The 18,335-nt window shown below is 40.2% G+C and carries 19 protein-coding genes; 3 read left to right on the top strand and 16 right to left on the bottom strand.

Features of this window, described 5'->3' with window-relative positions:
- Positions 1 to 234: 234 nt before the first annotated feature.
- Both ACXAHI_RS09330 and ACXAHI_RS09335 read right to left on the bottom strand, forming a co-directional pair.
- Complete coding sequence (locus ACXAHI_RS09330; protein WP_474848122.1) at positions 235 to 858, bottom strand: flavodoxin family protein; 624 nt, start codon at positions 856 to 858, stop codon at positions 235 to 237.
- A 107-nt stretch (positions 859 to 965) separates the two neighbouring features.
- On the bottom strand, positions 966 to 1,268 hold the full coding sequence (locus ACXAHI_RS09335; protein WP_474847281.1) for an EthD family reductase: 303 nt from the start codon (positions 1,266 to 1,268) through the stop codon (positions 966 to 968).
- A gap of 216 nt (positions 1,269 to 1,484) precedes the next feature.
- On the opposite strand from ACXAHI_RS09335, the gene ACXAHI_RS09340 reads away from it, so the two are divergent.
- Complete coding sequence (locus ACXAHI_RS09340; protein WP_474847282.1) at positions 1,485 to 2,774, top strand: hemolysin family protein; 1,290 nt, start codon at positions 1,485 to 1,487, stop codon at positions 2,772 to 2,774.
- Between the two features lie 29 nt (positions 2,775 to 2,803).
- Here the strand turns inward: ACXAHI_RS09340 and ACXAHI_RS09345 are convergent, their stop codons facing one another.
- From ACXAHI_RS09345 to ACXAHI_RS09395, 11 genes are all read right to left on the bottom strand, one after another.
- On the bottom strand, positions 2,804 to 3,583 hold the full coding sequence (locus ACXAHI_RS09345; RefSeq protein WP_474847283.1) for a sulfite exporter TauE/SafE family protein: 780 nt from the start codon (positions 3,581 to 3,583) through the stop codon (positions 2,804 to 2,806).
- Positions 3,584 to 3,637: 54 nt separating this feature from the next.
- A complete protein-coding gene (locus tag ACXAHI_RS09350; RefSeq protein WP_270180000.1) occupies positions 3,638 to 3,865 on the bottom strand; it encodes a sulfurtransferase TusA family protein in 228 nt (75 codons plus the stop codon).
- Positions 3,866 to 3,881: 16 nt separating this feature from the next.
- The gene (locus ACXAHI_RS09355) at positions 3,882 to 5,003 is read right to left on the bottom strand and encodes an MBL fold metallo-hydrolase (protein ID WP_474847284.1); all 1,122 of its coding nucleotides are present in this window, start codon (positions 5,001 to 5,003) and stop codon (positions 3,882 to 3,884) included.
- Positions 5,004 to 5,042: 39 nt separating this feature from the next.
- Positions 5,043 to 5,606: a sulfurtransferase TusA family protein gene (locus ACXAHI_RS09360; protein WP_474847285.1), complete on the bottom strand. Its 564-nt coding sequence runs from the start codon at positions 5,604 to 5,606 to the stop codon at positions 5,043 to 5,045.
- A 23-nt stretch (positions 5,607 to 5,629) separates the two neighbouring features.
- Entirely contained in the window at positions 5,630 to 5,938 is a 309-nt protein-coding gene (locus tag ACXAHI_RS09365; protein ID WP_474847286.1) for a rhodanese-like domain-containing protein, read from the bottom strand.
- Positions 5,939 to 5,952: 14 nt separating this feature from the next.
- The gene (locus ACXAHI_RS09370) at positions 5,953 to 6,306 is read right to left on the bottom strand and encodes a rhodanese-like domain-containing protein (RefSeq protein ID WP_474847287.1); all 354 of its coding nucleotides are present in this window, start codon (positions 6,304 to 6,306) and stop codon (positions 5,953 to 5,955) included.
- Between the two features lie 13 nt (positions 6,307 to 6,319).
- Positions 6,320 to 6,799, bottom strand: coding sequence for a DsrE/DsrF/DrsH-like family protein (locus tag ACXAHI_RS09375; protein WP_270180004.1), 480 nt, complete (start codon positions 6,797 to 6,799; stop codon positions 6,320 to 6,322).
- Positions 6,800 to 6,853: 54 nt separating this feature from the next.
- Complete coding sequence (locus ACXAHI_RS09380) at positions 6,854 to 7,114, bottom strand: metal-sensitive transcriptional regulator (protein WP_270180005.1); 261 nt, start codon at positions 7,112 to 7,114, stop codon at positions 6,854 to 6,856.
- 144 nt (positions 7,115 to 7,258) lie between these two features.
- Positions 7,259 to 7,627, bottom strand: a complete 369-nt coding sequence (locus ACXAHI_RS09385; RefSeq protein ID WP_474847288.1) for a YidH family protein — start codon at positions 7,625 to 7,627, stop codon at positions 7,259 to 7,261.
- A 130-nt stretch (positions 7,628 to 7,757) separates the two neighbouring features.
- Entirely contained in the window at positions 7,758 to 8,864 is a 1,107-nt protein-coding gene (gene msrB / locus ACXAHI_RS09390) for a peptide-methionine (R)-S-oxide reductase MsrB (protein WP_474847289.1), read from the bottom strand.
- Positions 8,865 to 8,986: 122 nt separating this feature from the next.
- Entirely contained in the window at positions 8,987 to 9,964 is a 978-nt protein-coding gene (locus tag ACXAHI_RS09395) for an acyltransferase family protein (protein WP_474847290.1), read from the bottom strand.
- Positions 9,965 to 10,319: 355 nt separating this feature from the next.
- On the opposite strand from ACXAHI_RS09395, the gene ACXAHI_RS09400 reads away from it, so the two are divergent.
- On the top strand, positions 10,320 to 11,765 hold the full coding sequence (locus tag ACXAHI_RS09400; protein WP_474847291.1) for a carbon starvation CstA family protein: 1,446 nt from the start codon (positions 10,320 to 10,322) through the stop codon (positions 11,763 to 11,765).
- A gap of 47 nt (positions 11,766 to 11,812) precedes the next feature.
- On the opposite strand, the gene ACXAHI_RS09405 is transcribed toward ACXAHI_RS09400, so the two are convergent.
- Both ACXAHI_RS09405 and hpaB read right to left on the bottom strand, forming a co-directional pair.
- Entirely contained in the window at positions 11,813 to 13,135 is a 1,323-nt protein-coding gene (locus ACXAHI_RS09405) for a short-chain fatty acid transporter (RefSeq protein ID WP_474847292.1), read from the bottom strand.
- A 158-nt stretch (positions 13,136 to 13,293) separates the two neighbouring features.
- Entirely contained in the window at positions 13,294 to 14,727 is a 1,434-nt protein-coding gene (gene hpaB / locus ACXAHI_RS09410) for a 4-hydroxyphenylacetate 3-monooxygenase, oxygenase component (protein ID WP_474847293.1), read from the bottom strand.
- A 180-nt stretch (positions 14,728 to 14,907) separates the two neighbouring features.
- On the opposite strand from hpaB, the gene ACXAHI_RS09415 reads away from it, so the two are divergent.
- Entirely contained in the window at positions 14,908 to 15,645 is a 738-nt protein-coding gene (locus ACXAHI_RS09415; RefSeq protein WP_474847294.1) for a SurA N-terminal domain-containing protein, read from the top strand.
- Positions 15,646 to 16,283: 638 nt separating this feature from the next.
- Here ACXAHI_RS09415 and ACXAHI_RS09420 read toward each other — a convergent pair.
- Positions 16,284 to 18,317, bottom strand: a complete 2,034-nt coding sequence (locus ACXAHI_RS09420) for a catalase (protein WP_474847295.1) — start codon at positions 18,315 to 18,317, stop codon at positions 16,284 to 16,286.
- Positions 18,318 to 18,335: the final 18 nt, after the last annotated feature.

Consider the following 18,335-nt stretch of genomic DNA (forward strand, 5'->3'; position numbering starts at 1 on the left):
GCATCTAACCATATTTGGCAAGATTTATAAACCTTGGTCACGTGTTTAGAACACATCCGCTACAAAAAGCAAAATGATAATTAGGAGAATAAAAAGGATTAGCAAGATAATCAATTCATCCATAAGAACTCCTCCCAAAACATTTTGTATATTAGAATATGTAGGGTTGAATCGAAGAGTGAGAGCTTTTTCACCATTAAAAAAAGCCCTCAACGTATGAGGACTTATCGTTACCTATTCCATTGTGTTCCCTATTGCAGGGATTGGGTTTTGTTGAAACATATTTGCAAAATGTATGAGGTTATGAGCCATCGTTTTGGCATGACCCACTGAGAAATCATTCTTATGTCCATTCGCTTCAATATATGAAGCACCTGGTCCAGCTTCGCCGACCCAGTACGTATCAACATTAGGAGGGACAGTGAACCCAATATGGGAAAATGCATATAAGACGGATCTTGCCGCGTTTTTTGCACCATCTTCATTACCAGTGATGACGACACCACCAACTTTGTTGTAATAGACCGATTGCCCCTTCTCATTCGTTATTCCACTTCCACCATACAACCGTTCGATAACGAGAGTAGCTACGCTGCTTTTCTCACCTAGCCAGAGTGGCGTTCCGATTATTACGATGTCAGCAGCTTTCACTTTTTCAAAAATGATGGGCCACTCGTCGCCTTCTCCTTCATCTTCTGAAATCCCGTACGAGATGTTATAATCAGCAGCCCTTATTGTCTCTGACTCCACGCCTTTTTCATGAAAGATCGACTCTGCTTCTCTATAGAGCGCATCCGTGTTTGAAGGTTCATTACTATTCTTTAGTGAGCAATTAAGAAAAAGTGCCTTCAATTTTATAACTCCTCTCTTAAATCAATTGAATTTTATAGTCCACCATTCCCTTCTAATAATAGAACATAAACAAAAAACACACCCTGTAGAAATAAGGATGTGCTTTTAGTATCTTATTCTGTGATGAGCACTAGTGGCGGCTCAGACAGAAACTCCATCATATTTTCAGCGTCTTCCGTAACTTTTGCCCATTCAGGAGACTGTAACGCCTCACTTATGCGTTCCTTCGACTCAAACTCTATCGTTGCAGCAAGGTAATAAGACTCTTCTGTATTCAACGCTGCCGTTACATAATTTAGATCGGCCTTCTGGTTGTAAGGGACTTGCTGAACAAGCTTAATATGCTTTTGTTCATAGTATTGTCTGAATTTCGCTTCATCTGTAGGTTTCTTATAGATCACGATTACTTTAGCCATTTCGCTTTCTCTCCTTTGCTATGGTTATGCTTCATCATACATCACTATGTAGAACGAAAGCTAACAAAAGCCATCTGCTGATAATTAACATATTTCTGAAGAAACTATAGAGTAACTTGGTGTTTAAACATCACATTATTAAGGAAAAATATCGTTATAATAAATGATGTAACCCATTGTAAGGAGGTGAACCCTTACACGTTAGTAAGGGCTCTATTGGAAATCATTAAAATTATTGTCGTTATTATACTGATCTTGTTGACAGCTTTCTTTGTTGCATCTGAGTTCGCTATTGTAAAAGTACGTAAAACCAAAATCGACTCTTTAGCACTAGAAGGAAATAAAAGAGCGAAATCCGTTCAAAAAGTATTAGGAAATCTCGATGGTTACCTTTCTGCATGTCAGCTAGGGATCACGATTACAGCCCTTGCATTAGGTTGGCTAGGGGAATCAACTGTTGAGCATCTCCTGCACCCGGTTTTTGAACTGATAGACCTTCCTCCAGCAATGGTTGGTACCATTACGGTCGTGATCGCATTCATTATCATCACATTCCTCCATGTCGTCCTTGGAGAACTAGCACCAAAAACGTTCGCCATTCAAAAAGCAGAAAAGGTTAGTTTACTAACGGCTAGACCTCTCATTTGGTTTTACTGGATCATGTATCCATTCATCTTCACATTGAACGGATCCGCTCGTTGGATCGTTCGAGCTCTTGGGTTACCCCCTGCAAATGAACATGAACAAGCCCATTCGGAAGAAGAACTTCGCATCATCTTGTCAGAGAGCTACAAGAGTGGCGAAATTAATCAATCAGAGATGGAATTTGTCAATAACATCTTTGAGTTTGATGAAAGATTAGCAAAAGAAATCATGATACCAAGAACCGAAATGACTTGTTTATTCCTTGATAACACAACAGAAGAGAACCTCTCGATCATGAAAAGTGGAAAGTATACCCGCTATCCGATTGCAGATGGCGATAAAGATAAGATTGTAGGGGTCGTCAATATAAAAGAAGTACTTACTCAATACAAGTGGGGTGAAGACCTTTCATTAGAAGATTACATTCATCCGATTCATCATGTGATCGAGTCAACTCCAATCAAAAAGCTTCTTGCAAAAATGCAAAAAACACATAGTCACATCGCAATCGTGGTGGATGAGTACGGAGGTACAGCTGGTCTCGTTACAGTAGAAGATATCCTTGAAGAAATCGTTGGGGAAATCCAAGATGAATTTGATTCTGATGAAAAACCACCGATTCGTAAAGAAGAAAACGGTCGTATTATCGTTGATGGTAAAGCCCTCATCAGTGATATAAATGAGTATCTCGGCTTAACGATTGAAGATGACGAAGTGGACACGATCGGAGGATGGGTGCTTACACATGACATGGAACCCGCTCAAGGAACAACGTTAACCTTCGAGGATTATGAGTTTAAAGTATTGGAAATCGATGGCCATCAAGTAAAAGAAGTTGAAATTAGAGCAATACAATCCTAATAAAAACAGCTGACATGCGTCAGCTGTTTTTACATTATAAGATCTACCCATATTTTGATTGACGTTCCTAGAATTAGAGCTGCAAGCAGCCATTGAAGGATCTTGGTGTTCACTTTTTTTCCAGCGTTTGCACCAAGAGGAGCTGCGATTAGACTAGCGATGATCATGATCGCCGCTGGCAACAATAGAACCTGTCCCGTCGCTAGCTTTCCTACAGTTGATCCGATCGAAGAAATAAACGTGATTGCAAGTGATGATGCAATCGTCATCCTTGTTGGGATCTTAAGAACAACAAGCATGATCGGAACTAATAGAAATGCACCGGCTGCTCCTACGATGCCTGCACCGATCCCAACGATAAACGCCAGGCTTGCAGATAACCATCTGTTGAACGTCACTTGATCTAGTGGAATATCATCGATGCCTTTTTTAGGAATAAACATCATTACTGCTGCAATCGCTGCTAATAAGCCATAAACAACGTTGATGCCTTGTTCTGACATTAAGTTGGATCCATAACCACCGATAAAGCTTCCGATCAGTATACTTACTCCCATATATAGAATGAGCTGTTTATTAAGGTATCCACCTTTACGGTATGCAAACACACCTCCGATGGTAGCGAAGAACACCTGAACAGCACTGATTCCTGAAACTTCATGAGCACTAAATGCTGTAAAACCCAGAAGTGCTGGAATGTACAGGAGCATCGGATATTTGATGATTGATCCACCAATCCCAACCATACCTGATATATATGAGCCTACAAATCCAATTAAAAATATTGTAATAATAAAACCAAAATCCATATGCACTCACCTCACAATAAAGAAGGGGCACTGAACAGTACCCCATATCTTAACTTACGCCTTTTTAATCCAGAAAGAGAATACGCCGTCTTCTTCTTCTGACTTAAGAAGTTCATGTCCTCCAGATTTTGCCCATGCAGTCAGATCACTTTTTGCACCTTTATCTGTTGCTTGAATCTCAAGAATTTCTCCTGATTCGATTTCCTTCATTGCTTTCTTTGTTTTAACGATTGGCATTGGACAAGCTAGTCCTTTTGCGTCTAATGTTTTTTGTGCATTCATGTTAATAACCTCCTAATTATTTTACCGCACAGCGGTTTGGTCCAATTTCCATTTCTCTTTGCGCTTCTACATCAGGGCTGATTTTACCCATATTTGTTTCACGAATTTCTTGATAAGCATTTGGCTGAGGAGGAAGGTTTTCAGTTACCATCGTGCGGAAATCTTCCTCTTTTTCTACGTTTAACCCGTCATTCACACGATAAAGTTCATCGAGTTGCGCTGAAACTTCACCATTTTCACCAAGTTCTTCAATCTTTGAAAAGTGTGCTGGCAACACTGTCAATTCGCCCGCCATGTCTTTATAACGGTTATACAGCGTCTCTCTTAAATCGCCAACCCAATCCTCTGCTTTACCAGCAAGGTCAGGACGTCCGATCGAATGAACAAACAAGATATCTCCTGTTAGTAGAAACTGATCTTGAACGACGAAAGACGTGCTTCCAATCGTATGACCTGGCGAATAGAGTGGCTCGAGCTTTACTTCTCCAATTGTAAATACATCTCCCTCTTTTAGAGGCGTGTACTCAAACGTCACTTCTCCTGCATCTTCTTCAGGAAGGTAGTAGGACGCGTTCATTTGATCAGCTAAATCTCTGCCTCCAGAAATATGATCTGCGTGAAGATGAGTATCAAACGTAGCTTTAATCTTCAGGCCTTTCTTTTCTGCAAAAGATGTGTAGTTCTCGATCATACGGTTCGCATCAACCACTGCAGCTTCCCCATTTGATTCGATCATATAAGAAAGACAACCTTTACCGAGTCTCACAAATTGATAGAGAGCCCCTCCTGGAAGATCCCCTACTTTTACAGGTTCAAGGTATTCACTCCATGCCTTCATTCCACCAGGTAGGTAAGAAACGTTTTGAACACCAGCTTCTACTAATTCTTCCCCTACAAAGATAGAAGACCCTTCTTTCGCACAAACGACCAAGATGTCTTTATCTTTAGGAAGATCCTCAAGAATTTCTTCTACTCCATCGATTAAATCAAAGTAAGGAACGTTCATACTTTTTACAGACTCACCTTCAATTTTCCAGTCTGCGTATGCATCCTCATTTCGAACATCAAGAATAAAGAGATCGTTTTTATTAATAATTCTAGATGCTACTTCACTTGCATGCATCTTTTTCAAGCTCATCTTTTATACCCCCAACCGTATTTTTGTTAGTAAAAAAAATTATACTTTTGACGTTGTTTCGCCAGTCCAACCTGACATACCAGGCATCACATTAATCGCCTCAAAACCACTGTTAGCTAGTTTTTGAGCAGCTAGATCGCTTCTTGACCCGGTACGGCAGATAACGAGTACTTTCTTATCACGATTAAGTTCATTCATCTTATCTTCAATTTCTCCAAGTGGCATAGAAATCGCATTAGGAATATGACTAAACGCATATTCAGCTGGTTCACGAACATCTAAAAGGGTGTAACCATCCTCAGAAAGTAATTCAGTCAACTCCTCATTTGAGATAACGTGAGGATGTTTTTGTTCTGGAACCGTTTCATGATCAGAAGCTTTGCGTAAATAGTGGATCAACACATCTTCTTCTTCTACAGTTCCTAGATAATGGTGCCCTACTTTCTCAGCCCATGCTTTAATATCAGCTTTTGAGCCTTTGTCTGTTGCCTGAATTTCGAGAACAACTCCAGGGTTTAGATCTTTCATCATTTTTTTCGTTTTGACAATCGGCATAGGACAAGCAAGCCCTTTAGCATCTAATACGTGATCTGTTTGAATCATAACGATACCTCCTAAATGTTTGGTTATTCTGTTTCACCGGTCCACTCCGACATTCCGCCTGTCATGTTCAAGACGTTATAGCCGTTGGACTTTAATACCATCGATGCCATACTACTTCTCCCACCAGATTGACAAACGATGATATGCTCTGTTTCTTTGTCGAGTTCACTCATTCTAGACTGAATGTCATTCACAGGAATGTTGTAAGCCCCAGGTATTTTACCTGTTGCAACCTCTCCTGGACCACGAACATCAACGATGCTCAATTTTTTGCCTTTCGTTAACATCTCGTTCAATTCGACTGGCGTAATATCTTTCACATATCCTGACATATGACCTTCCTCCTTTATCTCCACGCGTTTAACCCACCGCGAACATTATAAAGATTAGTAAACCCTTGTTTCTTTAACACCTTACATGCACGAGCACTTCTCATGCCACTCTGACAAAGCACAACAGTTTCTTTCTTTGGATCAAGCTCTTTGCCTCGCTTATTAAGCTGATCGAGCGGCATATTCTTAAATTCCTTCACTTTGTTGCCTTTGTATTCCATCGGCGTTCTTACATCGATGAACTGTACATCACGATTTCCAAACTTCGATTTTGCTTGTTCGGAACTAATGGTATGAACGCCTTTTCCACTTCTTTTCAAAAGAATCGAACCTAATAACACAATCGCTATAACAATTAGGAATTCCATCTTACCCCTCCAATTAAATAAACAGGTTTACGTTACCGTCTTCTGCATCACCAAGGTAAGCTGCTACGCCAGCATACTCGATCTCATCTAAGAGCTCTTCTTTTTGTAGACCAAGTAGATCCATCGTCATCGTACAAGCAACAAGCTCAACGTCTTGTTCTTGAGCCATCTCAATCAATTGTGGCAATTCCATCGCATTGTGCTTCTTGATTACATTCTTAATCATCTTCTGTCCCATACCTGCGTAATTCATCTTTGAAATACCCATCTTATCTGCACCACGAGGCATCATTTTACCGAACATTTTTTCAAGAAAACCTTTATCCGTTTTAACATGCTCATCTTTTCGAAGTGCGTTCAGACCCCAGAATGTATGGAAGATCGTTACTTTATGATCATAAGCAGCTGCACCATTTGCAATAATATAAGCTGCCATCGCTTTATCGTAATCACCACTAAAAAGGACAATGTTTGTTGACTTTGTTTCACTCATCTTTATTTCCTCCTCTATATACCGCATAGGGTATATTTTAAACTAAAATTTTTTTTATCTACTTTTAACTAACAGTTGAACCGCTTCTTTCACTGTATCTTCTGTTGAATTTCCTTGTTCAAGCTGCTCTAAAAGACACTGCTCTAAGTTCGAACCAACGATAAGACCTATCGAACGATCGATTCCTGACCTCGTTGCAGAAAGTTGCGTAACAATCTCTTCACAGCTCTTCCCCTCTTCCATCATTCGAACGACGCCTCTTAACTGGCCTTCGACTCGCTTGATTCGGTTGATCACTTTTTTATCGTAGTTCACTTGCTCACCTCCACATTATATACCCATAGGGGTATTTATGCAACCAAAAAAATTTATATCAATAAGTGCGATGTTTCAATAACTAATACCTATAGGGGTATTATAACGTACTGAATTTAAATGTCAATAGGCTATGATCTATAGCTACGACAACCAGTTTATTTGAATAACAAAATATACGATAATAAGCGCGATAATCATCAGTACGATAACGATCAAAAAGAGTACGATCCATGTTGAAGAAGGAACCTCAAAGCTCATAATCTTCTTTCGCGTTCTAAAAAACTGTACTGCCCCGCCCGCCATGGTTAATAACCCAAACAGCAATGAGGTGAAACTGATGAATACAATAATTTTGTCATCCGCACGCTCACCTACAGATCTTGTAAAGTGAAGGCTCGCTGCTAGAAAGCCGATTCCTATTATCGCAATCGACGTTCTGATCCAAGCCAAAAACGTACGTTCATTCGCAAGCAGCTGCTGGACTCTACCATCTGCTTTTTTCTCTTCCAATCGTCTCACCATCCTACCCTTCGATCTTATACCCCCTCCCGTAAAATTTCAAGGGTATTGCCTCAACCTACAGTTTACACAAGGTGATCAATAAATATAAAAAAAGGCAGCATTACATGCTACCTTCGCATTATTGAAAAAGAGTTAAGAATTCCCCATAGCCTTTCTCTTTCAATTCTTCTTTAGGAATAAAATCGAGCGCTGCAGAGTTCATACAATACCTTAAACCAGTTGGCTCTGGACCGTCTTCAAAAACATGACCTAAATGTGAGTCGGCGTTCTTACTCCTAATTTCTGTACGAGTCATAAAGAGGCTTTTATCTTCTTTTTCTACGATATTTTCGTCAACTAGTGGTTTAGTAAAACTAGGCCACCCCGTTCCTGACTTATACTTGTCAGTAGAACTGAACAATGGCTCACCAGACACAATATCCACATAAATACCTTCTTCTGTATTATCCCAGTATTTATTATCAAAAGCTTTCTCAGTACCATCCTCTTGAGTCACTTCATATTGAAGGGGCGTAAGCATTTCCTTCAATTCTTCATCCGTATAAGAAACACCTTGGTTTGGCTGCTCTATTTCTCGATCTTTCCCCCAAGCTTCATCCAAAAACTGATCGCGCCCGGAATTCTTCCTATATATATTGTATCGAAACTCATTTTCTTTGTAGTAGTCTTGATGGTATTTCTCAGCTACATAAAAGGTAGGAGCTTCCTTTATAAACGTTACGACCGGTTCATCGAAACGTCCAGAATTCGCAATGTCCTCCTTGGACTTCTCCGCTAGTTCTCGCTGTTTTTCATCATGATAAAAAATACCTGATACATACTGATCTCCTCTGTCTACAAATTGACCTCCTTCATCGGTTGGATCAATTTGACGCCAGAAAACATCTAATAGCGTTTCATAAGAAACGATATCGGGATTATAATGCACCTGAACGGCTTCTACATGATTTGTGTTTCCTGAAGAAACATCTTCGTATGATGGGTTCTTTGTATCGCCCCCAATATAACCTGAAATCGCTTCTTCAACACCATTTAGCTTTTCAAAAGGTGGTTCCATACACCAGAAGCACCCTCCAGCAAAGGTCGCTACTTCTAGGTTTTCATCTACAGCTTTAACGGGCTCACTTCCATAAGACCGATTGAATAAAACATCATACAGTTTTGGGCCTGCAAATATCAGAACGGTTAACAAACCAAGCAACATGATGATTTTAGATTTCTTCATTCACAGTTCCTCCCTCTGCTAAGGTTCAACAGCTCTCCACTTATTCTAAGTGTAACTCATCTTAGTTAGAAAAGAGAGATTTTTGCTTTGAACATAAAAGAAGGAACGCCTTTATAGCGTTCCTATCGTTTACTAACGTTTAATTTTTCAGGGGATGGCAGCCAACGGTCAAAGGCAAGAAGCTTTGAGAAGAATGGGAGGCTTAGTATCATCGCGATGGTAAGTGTAAAGATTGCGATGAATGGGATACCCCACAAGGTAGAGATAACCTCTGCAGACTGCTGCTCAAGAAACCATTTTATGATGAATCCGTGGAAAAGATAAATCGCAAATGTTCGTGATCCTATCGGTGTGATGACGATTGGCGTCTTTGGAATGATAGAGAAGAACATGAACATCACAAATGCCGTTCCTACGTAATACCCTAAACGCACAAGCAGCCCTAAGTTCGATTCATAGACATATGTTCCATATAGGAGATCTGTTAATCCCTCTATTCTATAAAGGTAGAAAAGGAGAAACAATCCACCAAGGACTACTGGAGCTATCCACTTCATATATGGTAAACGGATCGGCTTTTCACTCCGCCCCATGACGACACCTAAAACAAAAAATGGCAAAAAGACAAACAGACGATCTAGAGAAAGAAACCTTTCAATATCGAAATAACCCACGATAAGTCCTGCAGTAATACTAAAAGTAAGCAATAAGCTTGTTTTGCTTTTCAAAATAATAGGTGCAAGAAGTTTGTACGCTGCAATACATAACAAGAACCACATCGCCCACCTCGGGGTAAGAAACTCAATCTGGAAAGGCTTCTCATAAAGGTTCGTGTAATAAACTGCGTAAACGACTTGAAACAAAACATATGGGAGAAGAAAGGTAGTGAAAATCTTCCAGTAATACTTTGTTCCAGATGCTTTTCGTGTAAAGTAACCAGTTAAAAAGATAAAAGCTGGCATATGGAAAATAAAAATTACGTGATAGAAACTATATAGTAATCGCGAGTCAGCGATAAATGGTGTGACCAAATGGCCTCCCACAACTAGTAATATCAAAATTGCTTTACTGTTATCAAAATATGCAATACGCTGTGACACGATTGATGTCCCTCCTCAGACGATAAAAACGATGTTGTATTAGTAGATTTCAATAATGTCCACCATCATAATACCCGTTTCTCGTTCATTTTTACCCCATTTCACTATTAGTTATTCGAATTGTAATATTCGTATTTTAGCGGTCATTTTTGAAAAGGATTTGTTTACATATTCAGGGAGGTTTAGAAGGTGTCTAAGGTCCTGCTTTTTGCATATTTCGTGTGGTTCTGAGCGCTTCTGCAGTTCTATAGTTATAACTATTTTATTTTTTCTGAATAATCTATTGTATTTTGTCAATTTGATACGTACAATGAGTGTTATATTTTCAAACATGCATGATTAGGAGGGAAGTAACATGATCACTTTTGTCGGTGCAATTGCATTATTGGTTCTTGGTTATATTGTTTATTCTAAGGTGGTTGAGCGAATTTTCGGCATTGATGATCATCGCGAAACTCCTGCTTATACACAGAAAGATGGCATGGACTATATGCCGATGAGTTGGTGGAAAGGTAGTTTGATCCAACTACTAAACATAGCTGGTCTTGGTCCTATTTTCGGAGCAGTTCTCGGAGCACTATATGGCCCAGTTGCTTTCATTTGGATCGTAATCGGCTGTATCTTTGCCGGAGCTGTTCATGATTATTTTTCTGGGATGATGTCATTAAGACATAACGGAGAGCAATATCCTTCTTTAGTGGGAAGATATTTAGGAAGAGGTGCACAAGGCGCGATCAACATCATTTCGATCGTTCTTATGGTGTTAGTAGCTGCTGCCTTTACAGCTGGTCCCGCTCAGTTGATGGCACAGGTTACACCGTTAAGCTTTTTAGCCTGTCTTCTGATCATCTTTGCATATTTCGTTATTGCTGCAGTACTTCCAGTAAACAAAATCATTGGAAAGATCTATCCAATCTTTGGTGTTATTTTGATCGTAATGGCTGTCTCGATTGGAATCGGATTGTTCTTTATGGATCATGCCGTTCCAAATTTAACGCTATCGAATTTACACCCAGATAATCTACCATTATGGCCACTTCTTATGATTACTGTATCCTGCGGAGCAATCTCAGGATTTCATTCTACGCAAAGTCCAATCATCGCAAGGACAATGAAAAAAGAAAGTGAAGGAAGAAAAGTATTTTACGGAGCTATGATCGCAGAAGGTATCATCGCATTGATTTGGGCAGCTGCCGGGATGACCTTCTTTGGTGGCACTGGTGGTTTACAAGAAACACTTGCTGCAGGAGGTCCATCTGGAGTCGTAAACGAAATCAGCTCTTCTCTTCTTGGAACGGTCGGGGGCATCTTGGCCATCCTTGGAGTCATCGTACTACCGATTACAACTGGTGATACGTCACTACGTTCTTCTAGAATGATGCTTGCAGATCTTTTTACGAAGAAGGAGAACAAAGGGAAACCTTCTGGAAGTGGCAAAACGCTATTGCTCACAGGTATCGTTGCATTGCCTACCTTTATGCTTACGCAGATGGACTACACGTTTTTATGGAGGTACGTTGGGTTTACAAACCAGCTTGTTGCGACAGTAATGCTATGGGCTGGTGCCATGTATCTAGTTAAGAACAAGAAATTCCACTGGATCTGTAGTCTACCTGCACTCTTTATGACGATGACGGTTGCGACGTATTTATTCTTAGCCCCAGAAGGATTTGAGCTTCCTTACACTGTTTCTATGATTCTTGGTGGCGTCATCACCTTGATCGTCGCACTATGGTTCGGCTATCAAGTTTGGAAAGAGCGTAAAAAGCCAAACTTCAGTGTTGAACAAGTCGCATCATAACATAAAAAAGCTGCTTCCCTTTCTAATGAAGGGAAGCAGCTTTTATTTTATAGGAATACAAGTCCAGCAGAAATCACTACGCCACTTACAACTAAGACGATGACGCAAAAGCCCATGATGTCTTTTGCTTTTAAGCCAGCAATTGCAAGTGCTGGTAGCGCCCAGAAAGGTTGGATAAGGTTTGTCCAGGCGTCTCCCCAAGCGACAGCCATAGCTGCCTTTGGAATCGAAACACCAAGCTCTTTCGCTGCATCTAGTACGATTGGTGCCTGCACTGCCCATTGCCCTCCACCAGAAGGAACGAAAAAGTTTACGATCCCTGCACTTAGAAATGTAAAGAAAGGGAACGTCCACTCATTCGATATCGAAACAAATCCTTGCGACATCTGAGCAGCTAGGCCAGAAGCTACCATCATCCCCATGATCCCCGCATAAAAAGGAAACTGAATGATGATGCCACTTGCGCCTTTAACGGCATCCGTAACTGATTCTAGAAAACGCTTCGGAGTACCGTGGAATAGGATACCTAAAAAGAGAAATCCAAAGTTTACAATGTTTAAATTAAGCTGGAAACCATTCGTTATAAAATAATAGAAGAGATAAGATAATCCGACTAACCCCATGATCATAGATAGAACTTTACTGTTCTCGATACGATCTGCTGGGGTGAGCTCTCCTTCTGCAGTAGCAGCTTGTAAATCCTCTGTCTCAAGTAAGGAACGATCAACGAATACGCGCTCTTCCTCCCTTGGTGACATGAAATAATTAATCACCGGAAGACAAAGAAACAATGCTCCTACAATGAGAAGATTAAATAGGGAAAAGATCGTTTCACCAGTTGAAATCAAGCCGATTTGATCTACTGAAAAATGATCAGGTGTCGCGATGGTGAGCGGGATGGATCCTGCTAGTCCACCGTGCCAGACGATAAAACCACTATAAGCACTCGCGATAAGTAAACGATAATCTACTTTATCAACTTTCTTAGCAAGTTCCTTTGCATAAAGCGCACCGATCACGAGACCAAATCCCCAGTTAATCCAGCTTGCCATCAGTGAAATTACAGTGACATATACTATTGCTTGTCCTGGGGATTTAGCTAACCCCGCAAGCCACCCTAGCCCTCTTTTGAAAATCGGGCTACTTGCAAGAACATAACCAGTCACGAGAACAAGAACCATCTGCATGGAAAAGGAAAGTAAATTCCAAAACCCTTCTCCCCAGAATTGAACCATTTGTACTGGTGAACTTCCTGTGAAAATCAAACCAAGACCGAACACAACTAATGTTAACAAAATAACGAATAAGAACGGGTCGGGTAAGTACCGTTGCATCACCCGATTTGATACGGATATAGCTGCTTTTAACATGACTTCAACTCCTTCTACAGTCCTTCTCACCCTAACCTCATTCGACATTTTTCTAGGTGACTCCTTCCAATTCATGAAAACGATTACAAACAAAAAAACTATTTAAGAGGGAGCTTCTATTAACCACAAGAAAAACTGTCGAGAACTCTCGACAGCCACTATTTTTCACTATTTAAAAAGTCTTGCACCATATCATGGTACGCCTGCTTCGGATAACTGTTGTAAAAAGAAGTAGAGAGTCTGATCGGATCTCCAAAGAAAAAACGTTCAAACTGCGTTTGCCTTGACCCAAACGCACTCATCCCGATATCCCATGCTACTCTAAACAGCTTCACGCGTTCCTTCGCATCGATATTAGCTCCTTGAAGATATTGACCTAAATCACCTTTGATCTTAGACTCAAAGTCATCTTCAGTTGGTAACGAAATCATGCTGCTCGCACCGAGCAATTGTGTAATTTCGATCAACCTTGGATATGTTTTTGCAAAGTAGTTGTTGGCTGTACGAAGTGGCTTATTGTCTGGCACGCGCGTTCCATAGCGGTTTACTTCACTATTCACTTCTGAAGATAGAAGTAACCCCCTCATGATTTCAAGGGAGACGATGATCTCCGTCATTTTGAGCTTCACGTGTTCAAATTCACTAATCTGAATGGCATCGCACATCGCCTCACACAAGCCCAGCAGAAACTCTAATTTCACAACCTGTCTACAAACAGCCTGATATTGAAGAAAAGCATACATACCGGTTTCGGCATCCAAATCACTTAAAACCTGAAAATCTTTGTAGAGTATCACACGATTCCAAGGGACTAACACATTGTCAAACACCACAAGTGAGTCTCCCTCTTCAAATCTTGCTGCTAGCGGATGGTCAAACGACGATTCACGATATCGATAGGACTCTCTGCATAAGAACCGAAGTCCTTTCGTATTGGAAGGGATCATAAACCCAAAGATGAACGACTCATCTAAGCTCTGTCCGTTGGGCAAAACAAGAAGCTCATCGGTCAATCCTCCTTGCGTTGCTAAGAGCTTAGCACCGTGGATGACAATCCCATCTTTATTTTCTTCAATTACTTTAGCCGCAGTTATCGTAGCATCATCTAAATATTGTGAGATAGAACGATTCACCTGAGGATTAATGAAGGTATGTGTGATCGATAGATCCTTCGATTTCGCTAGCTCATAGAGCGCCTTCATATTTTCTCCCAATGGTCGTTCACCTTTTGATAGATGAGGAGATGCTGCAGCCAACGCCATAACTAATGTATTCATATAATCCGGCGGACGACCAACCAGACCACCATTTAATCTAGCCCAGCTCTGAGTAGCTTTTCTTCTATTTATTAAATCCTCTACAGTTTGAGGTTGATGATACGAGAAGCCATACTTTTCCCCATCATGTGTTGTGTAACTAAACAATTCCTGTTGTTCCGAACAACACTGATAGTCATAAAGTTCGGCTTTACTGGCGATAATACCTTTGAAAGGTGCTGATTCAGATAATTTATCCTTACACCTTTTCCCTTCAATCCATACCTCATTCTGGAGGGCATCGATTCTATCGACGAACTGTTTCCCATTAATCAAAAATGCTCCCCCTTTCTAGTACTAGTTTATGCAAATTAAGGTGGACATGTGGCAAGGTAGTTACCCATGTTTCTATGACGTAATAGAATTGTGGAATTTGTCCCATAGTTTACTCATGGGGTTTTCAAAGTGGAAAATTTGTGGAACAATGGGAACAGCCTTTTGAAAGGAGCATGTGACTTGAAAAAACTAACTTATTTAATGATAACTGGCCTTTTACTTGTTGCGCTTGCAGCTTGTGGAGGAAATGAAGAAAGCAAAGGTAATAGCGAAAACAATACAGAACAAAAATCAGCTGAAGGAAAAGACGGTTCTGAACAATCACAACCCGAAGTTGATAAAGTAGAAGAAGATAAAGTAATTGCAACCGTAAATGGTGAAGAAATTAAAGGTGAAGACTTCAACGCACTCTACACTCAAAACCAAATGCAGTATCACCAAATGGGCCAAGAGGTTTCTGAAGAACAGCTAACGAAGCTTAAAAAGCAAGTAGCTGAAAGTATGGTAGGACAAGAATTAATCCTTCAAGCCGCTAACGACAAAGGCTATGAAGCATCAGAAAAGCAAGTAGAAGAAGAACTTGCAAGCTTGAAAGAACAGTATGGCGATGAAAAGAAATTTGAAGCAGCCCTTAAAGAGAGCGGCATGACATTAGATGAACTCAAGAAAGAAATCGCGAAAAACGTTCAATACTCTGCATATGTAGATAAAGAGATCAAAGTCGAAGAAGTAACAGAAGAAGAAATGAAGCAATATTATGAGCAAGCAAAAGAACAAGGTAACTCAGAAGAAATGCCGAAATTCGAAGAAGTAAAAGACCAGATTAAAGAAGGTCTTGAAGGCGAGAAAAAGCAAAAGAAACAGCAAGAGCATATCGAGAAACTTAAAGAAGACGCTGATATCAAAATCAACGTGTAAGACGTGAAGCCGCCGAGGAATGATCCTCGGCGGTTTTTTTATTAGTCGATGTCTGTTGTTGATTGATTGAAGGAAACTAAAGTTCTGCTATCAGGTTATATATTCAAGGGTTGGTGATAATCGTGAGAGCAACTGTTATTTTTTAAACCATTCAAGAAAATAACCCCAGCAGAGAAGAAATGTGGTTACTATGAATGATTTGATTATGGTACAGTATATGGAAACTTATGGTACACTTAGATTAGCTAAGTTCAACAACTCTTTTTTTCACGAACAAAAGGGTTAGGGGAGTTTGACTGGGAAAATTCTTTAAAAATGGAGAAATTTTATGCTTTGGCTTATGTTAATAGTAATATTTCTGCCTTTTATAGCAAGACGAATCGATAGGCATTTTCAACGATTAAAAAAAGAAAAAAATGAAATGAAGGATATCTTCAATGATTGATAGAAAATAATATCCTCACTTAATTAACCTATTCGTTTTAATTATCAAGTAAAATATATCACATAGCAACTTCCACAAAACTGGATGTTGCTATTTTTTGTGGAGTATCAATATTAAACCTTAACATAGCCTTTCATTAAAAAAAGAAGCTATCACAATACGTGATAGCTCCTTTGTTAAATTGGAATATACCTTAAACTAGTTCTCGGTCCCAGTGACGGTGTTTTGCAACAGCATTCGCAAATTCCTTTGCAAAGTCTTCTGGATTATCACCCACGACGACTCCCGCACTGCCTCTCATGTTATTATTTTCTAACCATTTCGCACCTTCATGTGTTCCACCGATCGGTTTGAAATGAGAAAATGCTTCATTAATAAAGTAGTTTGCTTTTTGATAAAACGCTTTGTTTTCGTTATCCCCGCCTACTGCATAAATCGCATCGAAGAGCACGGATTCACTCGTTAAGAATGTATGATCGATTTCAGCCTCAGCACCATCGTTACCTTTCTTCACGCCAAGTTTATCACTGATGAGCTCTGGCATAATGCCTTGTTCCTTCAACTCATCAAGCACAGCGATCAGTTCTTTACCATTAAAGCCATCGTCGACGATTACACCGACTTTGCGAGTAGTAGGCTCAAACTTTGTATTGATCTGGCTAAGAGCAGGAGAAGCTTTCGTTACATCTGATCCACCTTCTCTAGGTGCTTCAGCTCCAATGTTTTGTGCAACTGATGTAGCAAGATCAAGATTCACATTCCCTAGCATGTTCACCACTTGCTGCTGAACGGACTTACTTTCAACTTTACCTAGCTCAAAGCTAAATGCATTCATAATGTGCTCTTTCTCAACATCACTCATACTGTTCCAAAACAACGTTGCTTGAGAGAAATGATCTTTAAAGCTCTCACTTCGAGCTCGAATCTTATGACCCTCTACTTTTTCTTGGTAATGTACATAACCGCCTTCTTCTTCTGTTGCTGGCTCCGGTTGATTATCAGCAAGAGAGTTCTTGTGATAGCTAACCTGACCTTTATTTATCGTTTGACGCATGAACCCGTCTCTCTGATTATTATGGAATGGGCAAACTGGTTTATTGATCGGCAGTTCATGATGGTTTGCACTTCCAAATCGGTTAATCTGTGTATCAGTGTAAGAGAACAAACGTCCTTGTAATAGCGGGTCGTTTGAGAAGTCGATTCCCTTCACGACGTTCCCCGGATGGTATGCAACCTGTTCATTTTCTGCAAAAACATTCTCTACGTTACGGTTTAGCACCATCTTACCAACTATCTTGACAGGAACATCTTCCTCAGGCCAAAGCTTTGTTGGATCGAGTACATCAAAATCAAAATTAAACTCATCTTCTTCTTTGATGATCTGTAAGCCGAGCTCCCATTCAGGATAGTCTCCATTATTGATGGCTTCTAGTAAGTCAGCACGATGGAAATCAGCATTTTTACCAGAAAGCTTTTGCGCTTCATCCCAAACAAGAGAGTGAACGCCTAGCTTTGGCTTCCAATGGAACTTAACGAAGTTTGCTTCTCCTTTTGCATTCACAAGACGGAATGTATGAACGCCGAATCCTTCCATCATACGGAAACTTCTTGGGATTGCACGATCAGACATCGCCCACATCGCCATGTGTGCTGATTCCTGATTATTTGCGATGAAATCCCAGAATGTATCATGCGCTGAAGCGGCTTGTGGGATTCCAGTATGAGGTTCTGGTTTTACAGCATGCACTAAGTCAGGAAACTTAATCGCATCTTGAATGAAGAAAACCGGGATGTTATTACCTACTAAATCGAAATTCCCTTCATCTGTATAAAAACGTGTCGCAAATCCCCTTACGTCACGTACCGTTTCAGAAGAACCTTTAGAGCCAGCAACGGTAGAAAAACGAACAAATACAGGTGTTTTTCTAGATGGATCTTTTAAAAATTCAGCATCTGTTAACTCTTCTAACGATTCATATACTTGAAATTCACCATGAGCTGAAAACCCTCGCGCATGAACAGCTCGTTCAGGAATACGCTCATGGTCGAAATGTGTCATTTTTTCTCTAAAGTGAAAATCCTCCATCAAAGTTGGTCCACGCTCACCAGCTTTTAATGAGAATTCATCCTCAGATACCTTTTGCCCTTGATTCGTGGTCATCTTACCTTCGTCGGTCGTACTATATTTTTCTAATTGTTCTTTTTTCTTGTTGTGCTCGTCACTCATTCTTAGTTCTCCTCCTCT

This window comes from Anaerobacillus sp. ABD4_527, from assembly GCF_056160805.1.

What these genes read in the sequence shown, in the direction of transcription:
- msrB (WP_474847289.1), bottom strand. Translation starts at nt 8,864, where the DNA reads ATGAAGAAATCTAAAATCATCATGTTGCTTGGTTTGTTAACCGTTCTG.
- ACXAHI_RS09375 (WP_270180004.1), bottom strand. Translation starts at nt 6,799, where the DNA reads ATGAGTGAAACAAAGTCAACAAACATTGTCCTTTTTAGTGGTGATTAC.
- ACXAHI_RS09345 (WP_474847283.1), bottom strand. Translation starts at nt 3,583, where the DNA reads ATGGATTTTGGTTTTATTATTACAATATTTTTAATTGGATTTGTAGGC.
- ACXAHI_RS09335 (WP_474847281.1), bottom strand. Translation starts at nt 1,268, where the DNA reads ATGGCTAAAGTAATCGTGATCTATAAGAAACCTACAGATGAAGCGAAA.
- ACXAHI_RS09365 (WP_474847286.1), bottom strand. Translation starts at nt 5,938, where the DNA reads ATGTCAGGATATGTGAAAGATATTACGCCAGTCGAATTGAACGAGATG.
- ACXAHI_RS09360 (WP_474847285.1), bottom strand. Translation starts at nt 5,606, where the DNA reads ATGATTCAAACAGATCACGTATTAGATGCTAAAGGGCTTGCTTGTCCT.
- ACXAHI_RS09370 (WP_474847287.1), bottom strand. Translation starts at nt 6,306, where the DNA reads ATGGAATTCCTAATTGTTATAGCGATTGTGTTATTAGGTTCGATTCTT.
- ACXAHI_RS09400 (WP_474847291.1), top strand. Translation starts at nt 10,320, where the DNA reads ATGATCACTTTTGTCGGTGCAATTGCATTATTGGTTCTTGGTTATATT.
- ACXAHI_RS09350 (WP_270180000.1), bottom strand. Translation starts at nt 3,865, where the DNA reads ATGAATGCACAAAAAACATTAGACGCAAAAGGACTAGCTTGTCCAATG.
- ACXAHI_RS09355 (WP_474847284.1), bottom strand. Translation starts at nt 5,003, where the DNA reads ATGAGCTTGAAAAAGATGCATGCAAGTGAAGTAGCATCTAGAATTATT.
- ACXAHI_RS09420 (WP_474847295.1), bottom strand. Translation starts at nt 18,317, where the DNA reads ATGAGTGACGAGCACAACAAGAAAAAAGAACAATTAGAAAAATATAGT.
- ACXAHI_RS09405 (WP_474847292.1), bottom strand. Translation starts at nt 13,135, where the DNA reads ATGTTAAAAGCAGCTATATCCGTATCAAATCGGGTGATGCAACGGTAC.